At 41.8% G+C, this 13,640-nt stretch carries 10 protein-coding genes; 8 read left to right on the top strand and 2 right to left on the bottom strand.

Annotated features, from left to right (window positions below):
• Positions 1-7: 7 nt before the first annotated feature.
• Positions 8-2,947 (bottom strand): formate dehydrogenase subunit alpha, encoded by a 2,940-nt coding sequence (gene fdhF / locus QYG89_RS08825; RefSeq protein WP_404316627.1) that lies wholly within the window; start codon positions 2,945-2,947, stop codon positions 8-10.
• Positions 2,948-3,354: 407 nt separating this feature from the next.
• Between fdhF and QYG89_RS08820 the strand changes: the two genes are divergently transcribed.
• The 3 genes from QYG89_RS08820 (at position 3,355) to QYG89_RS08810 (ending at position 6,541) form a co-directional block, all read left to right on the top strand.
• The gene (locus QYG89_RS08820; RefSeq protein WP_404316626.1) at positions 3,355-3,699 is read left to right on the top strand and encodes a DUF2294 domain-containing protein; all 345 of its coding nucleotides are present in this window, start codon (positions 3,355-3,357) and stop codon (positions 3,697-3,699) included.
• An 11-nt stretch (positions 3,700-3,710) separates the two neighbouring features.
• A complete protein-coding gene (gene fdhD / locus QYG89_RS08815) occupies positions 3,711-4,547 on the top strand; it encodes a formate dehydrogenase accessory sulfurtransferase FdhD (protein WP_404316625.1) in 837 nt (278 codons plus the stop codon).
• 323 nt (positions 4,548-4,870) lie between these two features.
• Positions 4,871-6,541, top strand: coding sequence for an FMN-binding glutamate synthase family protein (locus QYG89_RS08810; RefSeq protein ID WP_404316624.1), 1,671 nt, complete (start codon positions 4,871-4,873; stop codon positions 6,539-6,541).
• A 142-nt stretch (positions 6,542-6,683) separates the two neighbouring features.
• On the opposite strand, the gene QYG89_RS08805 is transcribed toward QYG89_RS08810, so the two are convergent.
• Positions 6,684-7,985: a helix-turn-helix domain-containing protein gene (locus QYG89_RS08805; RefSeq protein WP_404316622.1), complete on the bottom strand. Its 1,302-nt coding sequence runs from the start codon at positions 7,983-7,985 to the stop codon at positions 6,684-6,686.
• A 345-nt stretch (positions 7,986-8,330) separates the two neighbouring features.
• On the opposite strand from QYG89_RS08805, the gene QYG89_RS08800 reads away from it, so the two are divergent.
• The 5 genes from QYG89_RS08800 to QYG89_RS08780 all read left to right on the top strand — a co-directional run bounded on the left by QYG89_RS08800 (position 8,331) and on the right by QYG89_RS08780 (position 13,479).
• A complete protein-coding gene (locus tag QYG89_RS08800; protein WP_404316621.1) occupies positions 8,331-8,984 on the top strand; it encodes a hypothetical protein in 654 nt (217 codons plus the stop codon).
• A gap of 270 nt (positions 8,985-9,254) precedes the next feature.
• Complete coding sequence (locus tag QYG89_RS08795) at positions 9,255-9,515, top strand: ferredoxin (protein WP_404316620.1); 261 nt, start codon at positions 9,255-9,257, stop codon at positions 9,513-9,515.
• A gap of 48 nt (positions 9,516-9,563) precedes the next feature.
• Positions 9,564-10,856 (top strand): imidazolonepropionase, encoded by a 1,293-nt coding sequence (gene hutI / locus QYG89_RS08790; RefSeq protein WP_404316619.1) that lies wholly within the window; start codon positions 9,564-9,566, stop codon positions 10,854-10,856.
• Positions 10,857-11,099: 243 nt separating this feature from the next.
• Positions 11,100-12,365: an MFS transporter gene (locus QYG89_RS08785; RefSeq protein ID WP_404316617.1), complete on the top strand. Its 1,266-nt coding sequence runs from the start codon at positions 11,100-11,102 to the stop codon at positions 12,363-12,365.
• Between the two features lie 121 nt (positions 12,366-12,486).
• On the top strand, positions 12,487-13,479 hold the full coding sequence (locus QYG89_RS08780) for an NAD(P)/FAD-dependent oxidoreductase (protein ID WP_404316616.1): 993 nt from the start codon (positions 12,487-12,489) through the stop codon (positions 13,477-13,479).
• Positions 13,480-13,640: the final 161 nt, after the last annotated feature.

The raw sequence follows: 13,640 nt of genomic DNA, 5'->3' as shown, positions 1-13,640 counted from the left end.
CTTTCTTTTATTTTGTTGTTAAATGTACATATCCTGGGCGCTCCCATTTGCGCTGAACTTCGACGCCGTTTTGCGGATGGCGTTTTTTGTTGCGCGGGTTCGTTTTTGGAAGTGGATTTTCTCCATCTACACGAAGTACTTCCATTCGTACTTTCGTTTGTTTATAGGCCGGTGTGTTTGTACGCTGATCGACAGCAGGACCTGTTAAAAAGTTAATTGCTGATTCTTTATCGACAGAGTTCATTGGCAAAAACAGTTCGTTCTCTTTAACCCGATCGGTAACTAAAGCTGGTAACTTAACGGCTCCATATGGAGAGACTAAGCGCACGAGCGACCCGTCTTTAACTCCCCGTTCTTTGGCAAGCTCTGGGGATACCTCAACGAAAATTTCTGGTACTTTCGCCTGAATTCCTTTTGATTTATTTGTCATATTGCCTTCATGAAAATGTTCCAGCATCCGGCCATTATTAATATGAAGATCATATTCTTCTGGAAACTCAGCTGGTGAAACCCAGTCAGACAAAGCAAAGCGTGCTTTCTTGTCCGGGAAATTAAACCCATCTACGTAAAGAAGAGGAGTGCTCGATCCATCATGACTTCCCCAAAGGAAGCTGTTCCACCCTTCCAGCTTTTCGTAGCTTGCTTGACTGAAAAGGGGGACAAGGCTTGTCATTTCGGCAAAAATGTCGCCGGGATGACTATAGTTCCAATTGGCCCCTAAGCGGTTAGCGATTTCTTGAACGATCCACCAGTCCGGCTTAGCCTCACCGAGCGGAGGAAGGACTTGGTATAACCGCTGCACACGACGTTCGGTATTCGTAAAAGTTCCTTCTTTTTCAAGAGACGGTGCTGCCGGTAAAATGACGTCTGCATATTGAGCTGTCCGGGAAAAGAACATATCCTGAACGACAAAGAAATCAAGTGATGATAATACATCGTGAACATGATTAGCGTTAGAGTCAACGAGCGCCATATCTTCGCCGACGACATACATCGCTTTCATATTGCCGGCTTCGATAGATTGAAGCATTTGAATGTTATCAAGACCCGGGACTGCAGAGATTTTTACGCCATACGTCTTTTCAAATTTTTCACGTGCCGCATCATCTGTCACGTGCTGATACCCAGGAAGCCAGCCAGGAAGTGTTCCCATGTCACAGGCGCCTTGTACATTATTGTGGCCGCGAAGCGGATAAGCGCCAGCTCCCGGACGACGGTAGTTGCCGGTAGCAAGCAGCAAGTTTGAAATAGCCGCAGACGTATCAGAGCCGCCGGTATTTTGAGTAACGCCCATTCCCCAAAGAATGCAAGTACCATCGGCATCACGAATCATTTTAGCTACTTCAATGAGCGTCTCTTTGGAAATGCTTGTTACTTTTTCGGCATATTCGAGTGTATAGGTCTCAAGCACTTTTTGATACTCATCAAAGAAGTTTACGTTTTCTTTAATGAATGTTTGATCATGCCAGCCTTGATCGATCATGTATTTTGTTACGGCCATCAGCCATACTTGATCAGTTCCTTGTTTTGGACTGATAAAAATGTCTGAGCGTTCCGCCATTTCATGTTTGCGGACATCAGCGACGATGAGCTTTTGGCCATGCAGCTTATGAGCACGTTTGACCCGAGTAGCCAGAACAGGGTGTCCCTCAGCAGGATTGGCCCCGACAATGATCACGAGTCCAGCTTTTGCAATATCTTTAATTGTGCCGGCATCACCGCCCATGCCGACTGTCCGGAATAGTCCATCCGTTGCCGGAGACTGGCAGTAACGGGAGCAGTTGTCGACATCGTTCGTTTCAAAGACTTGGCGTGCTAGTTTTTGAATGACATAGTTTTCTTCGTTTGTGATTTTAGAAGAAGAAATAAAGCCGACTGATCCTGGCCCATGTTCTTGTTGAATCGAGCCTAATCTGCTGGCCACTAAATCCAAAGCTTCTTTCCATGTCGCTTCCACAAACTCTCCGTTTTTGCGGATTAAAGGAGTAGTGAGGCGCTCTTCAGAGTTAATAAAATCCCAGCCGAATTTTCCTTTTACACAAGTCGAAATAGCATTCACTGGTGCTTCGGAAGTTGGCTGGACTTTAAGAATTTTGCGTCCTTTTGTCCATATCTCAAATGAACAGCCGACACCGCAGAATGTACAGACTGTTTTTGTTTTTTGCGTACGCGTTTCACGCATGGCGGCTTCGATTTCGGATATCGCAAAAATACTGCTGTATCCTGGTTCAACCGCTTTGACGAGATCAATCATTGGACTTAGAGTTTCTTCTTTCATTCCTGTCATAAAGCCGGCTTCCCCGAGCATCGATTTTTCCATTAAAGCGTTGCAAGGACAGATGGTCACGCATTGGCCGCAGCTGACACAGGAAGAATCGTTAATCGTGCTGCCCTTATCCCATAGAACGCGGGGCCGCTCGGCTTCCCAGTCGATGGAAAGGGTTTCATTGACTTGCAGGTTTTGGCACACTTCCACACATTGGCCGCACGCAATACATTGATTGGGATCATAGCGATAGAAAGGGTGGGACATATCGACTTGAGATACGTCTGCTTTTGGTGTGTAGGGATACTTTTGATGTTCAATTTCCATTTGCTCGACGGTATTGTGTAATTTACAGTTGCCATTATTGTTGTCACAAACCGTGCAGTAAAGTAAGTGGTTTTCTAAAATACGATCCATTGCTTCTGTCTGTGCCGCTTTGGCCGATGGAGAAGAAAGTTCAATATTCATGCCGCTTTTTATAACAGTGGAACAAGACCGGACGAGTTCTCCATTCACTTCAACGATACAAGTATCACATGTTTGAATGGGGTCTACTTCGGGCACGTAACAAATTTGCGGATGGGGAATATGATGCTGATTAATGACCTCTAAGATGGTTGAGCCGACATTAGCCGAATATTCTTTGCCATTGATCGTGATCGCTGCCATATGGAAATTCATATGTATGCCTCCTTTTTAAAAATAGGTGATGTTAATGATTTGTCCCTTTGTTGATTGGAGCGGAAGGCTAGAAACTCCCGTGCGATAGAGAGACGAGGAGGTTCCGGGAACGCCCTCAGCGGAGATCAACAGGGGCGTTTAACAAAGCCTTAAAATAAAAAAATCCACCATGAAACTATGCCTAGGTAATAGACACAATGTGCTCATGGTGGAATAGTTCTTTAGCAGTTCATACTAAATAGCCAATCCAGTAAAATGTTAAAATTTGAAAGAACCAAAACAATCTCCACTATTCTGATTCCATCTTTGTTATTATTATTATTATTATATTATTTATGTTAAAAATAAACAAGATATACTGACTTAGGACTAGTAATAATACTAAATACAATTAGGAGACTGCTAGTATGTCCAAAAAAATTCATGAATTTAATGATATTATCCGTAAGCTGCGTAAAGATCTATTTGGCAAAGGCCCAGAGCGTATTCATAGCGTGTTCGTTGATAATATGGCTATTTCCACCTTGTATGGGAATTTAACTCCAACGGAAAAGTTTATTGCCAAAACGCCCGAGGGGAAGGAGATGGTGCATGCGGCCAGAACGAAGTTAATTCAGGACGTGTATGCCGACCATCCTCCCGAGGGGCTGGAAGAGCTAATTGGAGCGAAGCTGGTTCATTTATTTTCAGACATCAAAGTAGAAGAAGATATTGCGGTTTCGGTATTTATCTTTGATAAGAACATTATTTAGGGGTGACCAAAGTGAAAGAGATAGAGGTGAAGAGAGAGGTTCTTCGCTTTACGAATGGCTGGTTTGAACATGTGGAAGATCGTGTTGTGACAGAATATCCTTTAACGATCAAAGTCAACGGTGCAGAATTTGTAACGATGGTTTGTACTCCAGAGTATATCGAAGAGATGGTGATCGGCTACTTAGCTTCCGAGGGAATAGTTCGCCGCTACGAGGATATTAAAGATATGTGGCTTCAGGAAAAGGAAGGATATATTCATGTTACCGTAGATAAAATGAATCCTTACTCGCAGAGCTTTCAAAGTAAACGGTATATCACATCGTGCTGTGGTATGAGCAGACAAGGGTTTGTTTTTGTTAACGATGCACTGACAGCTAAAAAAATGAAGGATATCCACGTTGTTCTCTCCCCGGAAGATTGTTTTCGGCTCATGGACGAGATGCAGAAGTCGGCTGCTCTCTTTCATGGAACGGGCGGCGTTCACAATGCAGCTTTATGCGATATAAATGGAATTGTCATGAGCAGAATGGACATCGGCCGTCATAATGCTCTTGATAAAATTTATGGACATTGTATCAAAAATCATATTTCCCTGCGTGACAAAGTTCTTGTGTTCAGCGGCCGTTTATCTTCAGAGATTTTATCAAAAGTGGCTAAAATCGGCTGTGAGATTGTCTTGACAAAGTCTGCCCCAACGGAACTTGCTTTACAGTTGGCAGAAGAATTAGGAATTACCACCGTCGGGTTTATCCGCGGTCAATCATTGAATGTGTATACACATCCGGAACGGATCCGTATGGATACTGTGCATGCGGCAGGTGACAGGCAAGAGAGTGATCTGCCTTAAGAGATTGAGGGGGAAAAGTTAACTAGTGAATAAAAAGGTGTACAGCAATGGAAGGGTTTTCTAGAAAGTGAGTAAATGACTTTCGGGAAGCTCTTTTTTTATGGCTTTATTATAGGGCAATATTATCAAGATCTGACACTTTGGTTTGGAGACGGCTTCATCAACTTATAGTGCCGTCATGCAGTATCGTTTTTCTACGAGAAAACCTACGGGTCATATTTCTTGTTTTATTGGGATGTCTCGTTGTATACAATCCTTTCAATACGCACAAATTAGAATCACAGGCCGAAGTCTGTGAAATCTCATTTATTTGGAGGGATAAAGTGAATATTGCAGATTCTTTAATTGTTATGGGCTTCATTTTGATCGTAATTGTTCTTATAGCATTAATTATTTTGGTCGTATATATGCTTTTGTTTGATAGGAATCAGAAGCATCATGCCATTTTAAGAAATTATCCGCTGCTTGGCCGAGTTCGTTACTTTCTAGAAAAGATAGGTCCAGAAATGCGGCAATACTGGTTCAACAGCGATACAGAAGGCAGACCTTTTTCACGAGATGATTATGAACATATTGTTAAAGGAGCTAAATATAATCGTGACGTTGTTGGATTTGGTTCAAAACGTGATTTTGAGGAAGAAGGATTTTATGTCCGAAATGATATGTTTCCTAAATTAACAGAGGAGCTGAAGATGGACAAGGAAGCGAGGGTTTCAACTAAAAGATATATTTTATTGAAGGATCCGCTGTTTTCACAAAGAGAAGAAAAATGGGAGAATGAAGATTCGCTGGCTTATTTGCTGCATGATGATGATGCAGTGGTGATTGGTCCGAATACAAAACACCCTTTCGTTCTAAAAGGTTTGATCGGGATGTCAGCTATGAGTTATGGATCATTAGGAAAAAATGCGATTACGGCACTTTCAAAGGGACTGGGAATTGCCCAAGGAACGTGGATGAATACTGGTGAAGGAGGGATTTCACCGTACCATTTGGAGGGTGGGACTGATATTATTATGCAAATAGGCCCTGGCTTATTCGGTATTAGGGATAAAGATGGGGGAGTTGATTGGGATGAGCTGAAGAGAAAGAGTGAAATTCCACAAATAAAAGCATTTGAACTTAAGCTTGCTCAAGGGGCAAAAACACGCGGAGGTCATATTGATGCGGAAAAGGTAACTCCGGAAATTGCCGAGATCCGTAAAGTCGAACCTTACAAATCTATAGATAGTCCAAACCGCTTTCATCAGTTCAGCGATGTACCATCTATGTGCGAGTTTATCGATAAAATTCGTATCCACACCGGAAAACCGGTTGGATTGAAGATCGTAGTCGGCGGCAATGACAGTGTGGAAGAACTAGCAAAATATATGAAAGAAACAGGAATAGGCCCTGACTTTATTACAGTCGATGGGGGAGAGGGAGGAACGGGGGCATCCTATCAGGAGTTGATCGATAGTGTTGGATTACCGATAAAATCAGCTTTGCCGATTTTGGTTTCGACGCTTCAAAAATATGGTGTACGCGATCGGGTGAAAATTATCGCTTCCGGCAAGCTGTTTACCCCGGATCGGATTGCGATTGCACTAGCGATGGGGGCGGATTTAGTCAATATTGCCCGAGGATTTATGATTACAGTAGGGTGCATTCAGACATTAAAATGTCAATCAAACGCCTGCCCTGTCGGGGTTGCGACAACAGATCCGGGACTACAAAAAGCCTTGGTCATTGATGAGAAGAAATATCGGACGGCCAATTACCTCATTACTCTTCGGAAAGGGCTGTTTCGTCTTGCAGCGGCCGCTGGTTTAGATTCACCTGTTCACTTTAAGCCGAAACATATTATGTATAAAGACGACAAAGGAATCGTCACTTCACTTGAAGATATTTATCATGACATCAAATGGCAAATAGAAGCTGATCGGGAAAAAGTCAATCATCAACGATGGATAACTGGACAAGTCAATACAGCGGATACAATCATTAAACCGTAGGATATTCTGCTTTTTATCGAGAAGAAACGGAATATTTACGCGGCTGTCTCAAAGGAAAGAGTCAGATTCCTCCGGCCGGATAGGTATGGCTGGAGGGATCTGACTTTTTATGAGAAAGCTGTTCTCTTTGTTGGGAGTTTTTTTAATCCATGCTCACTCTATATATTTTTCTCGGTCTCCCTTTTGATGTAGGGGCTTCTTCACCGATAATTTCGGCGATCCCGTGTTCGACTAAGCTGTTAAGAATTCGGCGGGCATTTCTAGGTGTCATTTTTAGCCATTCTGCGATATTGGCAGCAGTAATAGAGTGATTTCCTGTTCTTTTTTGTACGGAAAGAATCTTGTTAAATGTCGTAATCGTCACGCCGCATTTTGTCAGTTTTTCGCTGATTTCCTTATTCTCGGTCCGATAGCCAAAGGAAATGCTCTCTTGTTCTTTCAGCGGTCCTTCTATCGTTCCATTATTGTCGACGAGGAAGGCACAAAAGGCGTCATAATTTTGTGCGTGATTTAAAGCAAGCCGGGCATTTTCTTCCGCTACGAGTGCCGTATCTCCGTACCCGATGCCAATATTAGAAGGCAATTCTGTAATTAATGCCATTTTTTCCAAAAGAGCTCCGATTTGCTGGCGGGAATCTTGTAAAGAGCCTCTTGTTGAAAAAATGATAAAAGTGCCAATTCCAAGAGGCATAAATGAACCAGAAATAGATTCTGAAAAGCTTAAGACAGCTGATTGCATCTCTAAATTTAAGCGATGTTGATCGTACGACACCATTTGATAATCCGCTTTTTTCTCCATAATTTCTACTTTTATGAGCAGGGCAGTAATTTGCGATTGTTTAAAATGCATCGTTTCCCATTGTTGGGCTGCTGTCGTTAATGTTTCCCGAATGTTGCTGCGAGTAGGAGTTACCCAATAGGCAGGAATCCCTTCTGAACGTAAGTGTTCGTAGATGGAATACAAACAAGTAATGCAAATATCAACTTTCCCTTCATGAAATAACTTCTGATGAAAAGTTAACAGGTCTGTGATCGGTGTGTCATGTGAATATTCATGAACGTATACTTCCTCACTAGGGATCCCAAGATCGCGATACGTTTCGTACACATCCCGTTCTGTCAGCATATCAATACTTACGCGATCCAGTTTTTTTTTGTCTTTATATCCAATTTCTACAAGTGTCTTCGTTAAACTTGCTCCATCTAAGTGAAGATAGAAAAAAGGCTGTTTCGCTCCGCTTTTTTGAGAAGGACTATAAAGAGCGGGTCCTGCAAACACCCACAAATCTGCTTGATTTTGATTTTGCTTCAAAATCTCTGTCGCTTCTTCCGTATTTTGATAGATAAATGGAACAGGAAGCAGCCTGTCATTATATTCTTTCGCAATATCGGATATAAGATGAACAGAATCACTTGGTCCGACGATTCCAGCTCTTGGTTTCATTAGTGCCACCACCTGATTAATAGTTAAGTACATATATCGATGAATAAATGAATGGATATTCGTTGTCTTATTATAACCACGAGAGGAAGTATTCGTACAAGCGTTTACTCTATCTTCATCTGTTTATCGTGAGATATTACATAAGGATAGAAAAAAAGTGTGAGTTTATTCAAAAGCATGTCGACTTTTAATGTTATAATTTTTCTGTTAATTTAAACTATTTAAAAAATTCCGTTGACAAGACATCGCTTTTTGCTATATCATCTCATTAAGGAATAATTCCTTAATGATTCCTTAAAAGAGAATTATTCAAATTAGAAAAGATAAAGTGATGGAGGGATAATCATGACAGAAGAACAATTTTGGACTGAGTTTAATCAAATTAAGCAGGATTTGATGGATCGCGCACGCGAAAATGCTGAAAGATTTTGGAACAATGAAAACCTTACACAGGAAGATGTATTTAAAGCCATTGCTCCGAGGGACTGGTTTGAAATTGCTTACGTATCTTTCCTTAGTGAACAAATAAGCAGCTACTGGAAAGAGTTTGATAGACCATTTGTAACCGCTTTATGTAAGCATATGTGGGATGAAGCGAATCACTATGAAATTATTAGCAGGGTCCTTGAAAAGCATGGATATGAAGTTCCGACTACGACTCCAGAAGTTTCGCGGGAATGGGAAGAGCTGCACTTAGAGGCGCTGAAAAAGGATAGCACATGTGCAATTGCTGTATGGAATGTATCAGAAACATCCACTACTCCTACGATGGACGTCGTTATTAATAACTGCCGCAGAATCGGATTAGAAGAACTAGCACGAGTTTATGAAAAAATTAAAAAGGATGAAGATTTCCATTGTAAGCTTGGAGTCAGCATCTTAGAGCGCCACATGACTACAGAAGAACAACGTAAAAATGCGATATGGGGAGCAAGAAAACTGAAAGAGCAAATGTTTAAATTTTACGATTCTATTTATGCGGTACCGCAGTCACAGTAATGTACTAGGAGTAATGTTTTCAATAGGGACAGCGGTATAAAAAGAATATCAGGGAAAGCGATTTACCCCGAATCTGAGCAAATAAGAAACGAGTAACCAGCAATGTAACCGCCTTATTTGCTCAGACTGCTGATAAATTCTTAGGTGTATAGGGTAGAATTTTACCAAACAATAGAAGGAATTTCAAATTTTAAGTTGAAAAATGACAATCTATTTTTAGTTTCAGTTTTCTATGGATGAAGACAATCCTAGTTTTTAGGAGTGTGACAAATGACGAAATATACAATTGTAGATAAAGAAACATGCATTGCTTGTGGAGCGTGCGGCATTACGGCTCCAGACGTTTTTGATTATGATGAAAGCGGCCTTTCTTTTGTAATGCTTGACGATAATCAGGGAACTGCTCAAATACCAGAAGACCTCTTTTATGATGTGGAAGATGCCTGCTTAGGCTGTCCGACAGAATCTATTAAAATAGGCGAGCAGCCTTTTCACGGTGATCCTTATCGGGCACAGACAGCGGCTAGATAATGAAAGGGGTTTTCTGTCATTTCATTTAGGGAGGTGTCTGTGTAAGAAATGAAGTATGACTTAGCAATTATTCATATTGATCGGCTGCTGCCGTTTGCAGGTGACCCACATAGGGGGCTGCGCGGGAAAGAGATGGATCTTTCTCCCGAAATTAAGGACGGCGCTATCGCTATAAAAGATGGAAAAGTTTCTTTCGTTGGTCAAACGGAAGCGTTTCTTCAACTTGAAAATGTAGAGATAGAACAGACAATTAACGCCAGGGGCAAAAGTGTAATTCCTGGATTTATTGATGCGCATACACATCTCCCTTTTTACGGATGGAGAGACGGGGAAGTTGCACGAGGACGGGGGGCTTCTTACGGCGATGTCATTGAAGGCGGAGGCGGGATTAAGCTATCGGTAAAGGAAATGGAAAATGCTTCTGATGATGAAGTGCTTCATTTTGTAAGCGGTTTACTGAATCATGTGCATAACTGGGGAACGACTACGGTAGAGATGAAGTCTGGCTATTCACTTAATGTTCCTGGTGAATTGCGAGAACTCCGCCTTATTCAAGAGCTAAGCAGATCATGCCCTGTGGACATTGTTTCCACCTGCTTAGCTGCTCATTATGTACCAGAAGGATATACGAGCCGTGAATGGGTTGAGGAGATTATTCATGATCTTTTGCCGGAAGTAGCGCAGAAAAATCTCGCGAGCATGGTGGATATTTACATTGAACCATTTACTTTTGATGTATCAGATGCCCGGCGTTTAGCGGAAGCTTCCCGTGCTTTCGGTCTAATACCCAGAGCCCATACAGATCAAGTGAACGCTATTGGAGGTTGCAAAGAAGCGGTTAAGCTAGGATTCTCGAGTGTAGATCACCTCAATCAAATTAGTGAGGAAGAGCTCGAGATGCTGGTAAAGTCAAATACGGCTGCAGTGATGCTTCCTGGGGCAGACTTTACCATGAGAGAAAAACTTCTCCCCCCTGCAAGAAAATTGATTGATTTGGGTGCTTTGGTTGTGGTGTCAAGTAATTACAATCCTGGAACATCTCCTATAGGGGCTATGCCGGTTATTATCGGACTTGCCTGCGCGCTTTATGACTGGACACCGAAAGAAGCGATTGCCGCAGCCACTATGAATGCTGCTGTTTCGTTGGGAATTGGCACGGAACGGGGGTCTATTGAAGTTGGAAAGGCTGCTGATATATTGATTTTGCAAGATCAATGGTATGAGATGATGCCTTATCGTATAGGTGAGAACCCGATTTCCACAATTATTAAAAATGGAAAGGTTACTAAAAATCAATTGACTCGCGACAAGAATCATGAACTTTATAACACGGGAGTGTAGATATCAAATTCCTCTTAGTTTTTCATCCTATGACTGAATGTGTGTATAAGAACGCTAGAGCCAACGGAAAAGTGTACCTGACAGTATGTGAATGAAAAGATTATTGTGTCAATTTGTCTGATTCAGGTTTGGATCATCAATCGTTATTGATTGAAAACACTTTGGTTCAGCTGTTGAACGGGGCGAGATAGGTTTCGTTGTGATGGCAGTATGGGCTAATGAAATGAAATAGGGGGAATGAATTTGAAAACTAATATTGAAGCTCGCCGCGCGTTTATCGCATCGGGTCTTGGATGGGGACTAGATGGTTTTACATTTACGATGTTTGCGCTCGCCCTGCCAGGCATCCTTATTGCTTTAAATATGGACGTGGCTCAAGGCGGCTGGATCACAACCTTTAGTCTATTGGCTTCCGCAGCTGGGGGAATTACCGGCGGAATGCTGGCAGACCGATTTGGACGGGCTCGTGTCCTAATGTTTGTTATTTTAGCCTTCTCCGTCTTTACAGCTTTAACTGCAACGGCCCAAAACCCTACACAGCTTGCGATTTGGCGTATTCTTGAGGGGTTTGCTTTCGGTGCAGAATGGCCTGTTGGTGCGGCTTTGCTTGCTGAATACGCATCTTCCAAAACTCGCGGGAAAACGATGGGCTTTCTCCAATCGGCTTATGGAATTGGCTGGGCGTTGTCTACATTGAGTTATTTTCTCGTCTTCTCTATGTTTCCGGCAGAAGTAGCATGGAGATATTTGTTCCTTATTGGAATTTTGCCAGCTTTAGCTATTTTCTATATACGAAGAAACGTAAAGGACCGGGTAGAGGTAAAGAAAGAAAAGAACACAAAAAGCCCTATAACGGAGCTATTTGGACGCTCTCAAATTAGAATTACACTTTTTGCTATTCTTTTAGGTTTCGGTGTGCAGGCTGTTTATTATTCTGTGTTCAGCTTTTTGCCATTGTATTTAAAAACGGTTCGAAATTTAAGTTTAATCGGAACGACAACATATCTGTGGATTACCATTGCCGGATGTATGATCGGCTATATCAGTGCAGGAATTTTACATGATAAATTAGGCAGACGGCCTACATTTACACTTTATTTCTTAGGTTCTGCTGCAACGATCGTTACATTTATCTTAATGCCTGTTGAAGGCGGTTTCCTTTCTTATGCTGTCGCCTTGCTTCTTGGAATCTTTGCTGCTGGGCAGTCTGCAGGGATTGGAGCCTATTCATCAGAATTATTCCCTACACGCATGCGTGCGACTGGACAAGGTTTCGTCTATAACGTTGGACGGGGAATTGCAGCTTTCGGACCTGCCTTTATCGGAGTGTTTACAGCGAAAATAGGAATGGGCAATGCGATTATGACTGTTGGATTAACGGCATGTACGTTAGCTATTATTACAGTATGGTTATTGCCGGAAACAAATGGAAAAGAAATTATTGAAGAGTCCGATGTAAACCTGCAAGGTATGAATATGGCAGGGGGATCGAAGACGAACGTCAATTAATTACATGTATGAATGGGAAAGACCACAATTTGTGGTCTTTTTATTCGCCTGCTGAATGGGATGAGCAAAAAGTAAAGGATAAATTTCAAAATATAAACTTAATAGTATAGGAGAAAATAAAATGAAACGTGATGAAAAAGTATACGAAATTACTATTATCGGAGGAGGCCCGGCTGGTCTTTTTACGGCATTTTATGGAGGGATGAGACAATGTTCGGTTAAAATAATCGACAGCATGCCGCAGCTTGGCGGACAGTTATCTGCTTTATATCCGGAAAAATATATTTATGACATCGCCGGATTTCCGAAAATACGTGCGCAGGAGTTAGTGGACGCATTAACAGAACAAGCTTTTCAATTTCATCCAACCGTTTGTTTGGAAGAGAAAGTGATCGATATTTTTAAAAATAAAGATGATATTTTTGAAATTACCACAAATACAGCCAGTCATTTATCAAAAACGATCATCATTACCGCGGGGGTTGGTGCTTTTGAACCGCGGCGTTTAGAATTGGAAGGTGCTTCACAGTATGAGGGAAGAAATTTGCATTATTTTGTGCAGGACATGAACAAGTTCGCAGGAAAGAAAGTGGCTGTTTTTGGCGGGGGGGATTCGGCTGTAGACTGGGCGCTCATGTTAGAAGAGGCTGCTGGACAGGTGACGTTGATCCATAGGCGCGATAAGTTTCGGGCACATGAACATAGTGTAGAAAGATTAATGAGTTCTAACGTTCAGGTGAAGACATTTATGGACCCTATTAAATTAGAAGGCGAAGAAAAGGTGGAAAGCATTCATCTTTTACACAATAAAACGAAAGAAGAAGAGATTCTCGAAGTTGATGAAGTGATCGTTAATTTTGGTTTTATTTCATCCATCGGGCCGATAAAAAATTGGGGAATTAATATTGAAAAAGGAAGCATCGTTGTCAACTCGAAAGGAGAAACGAATATTCCAGGAATATATGCAGCTGGAGATATTACTACGTATCCTGGAAAAGTGAAGTTAATTGCAGCTGGATTTGGAGAGGGTCCAACGGCTGTGAATCATGCGAAAGCTTATATTGATCCAACAGCAAAAGTTCAGCCTATGCATAGTACGAGTATGAGTTTTTAATGTTTCTTTAGAGAGGAAAGTTGATTGTGTTTCACTTTACATGCAAAGCAGCATCTATGATTGGAGAATTGCTTTGCACGGAAGCTAGTAAGCTCAAGCCGGATGGACTGTTTTATACGACCTGTCTGGCTTGGGCTTGTTTTATTCTGATTTACGTTTAA

The sequence above is a fragment of the Bacillus lumedeiriae genome (assembly GCF_044891285.1).
Lineage (GTDB): Bacteria > Bacillota > Bacilli > Bacillales > Domibacillaceae > Pseudobacillus > Pseudobacillus lumedeiriae.
Note: the sequence above shows the minus strand (reverse complement) of the source record. Positions and strands in the feature narration are given on the sequence as shown.

Coding starts and splice junctions, on each gene's coding strand:
- QYG89_RS08820 (WP_404316626.1), top strand. CDS start 3,355: ATGTCCAAAAAAATTCATGAATTTAATGATATTATCCGTAAGCTGCGT.
- QYG89_RS08800 (WP_404316621.1), top strand. CDS start 8,331: ATGACAGAAGAACAATTTTGGACTGAGTTTAATCAAATTAAGCAGGAT.
- QYG89_RS08780 (WP_404316616.1), top strand. CDS start 12,487: ATGAAACGTGATGAAAAAGTATACGAAATTACTATTATCGGAGGAGGC.
- QYG89_RS08805 (WP_404316622.1), bottom strand. CDS start 7,985: ATGAAACCAAGAGCTGGAATCGTCGGACCAAGTGATTCTGTTCATCTT.
- QYG89_RS08795 (WP_404316620.1), top strand. CDS start 9,255: ATGACGAAATATACAATTGTAGATAAAGAAACATGCATTGCTTGTGGA.
- hutI (WP_404316619.1), top strand. CDS start 9,564: ATGAAGTATGACTTAGCAATTATTCATATTGATCGGCTGCTGCCGTTT.
- fdhF (WP_404316627.1), bottom strand. CDS start 2,947: ATGAATTTCCATATGGCAGCGATCACGATCAATGGCAAAGAATATTCG.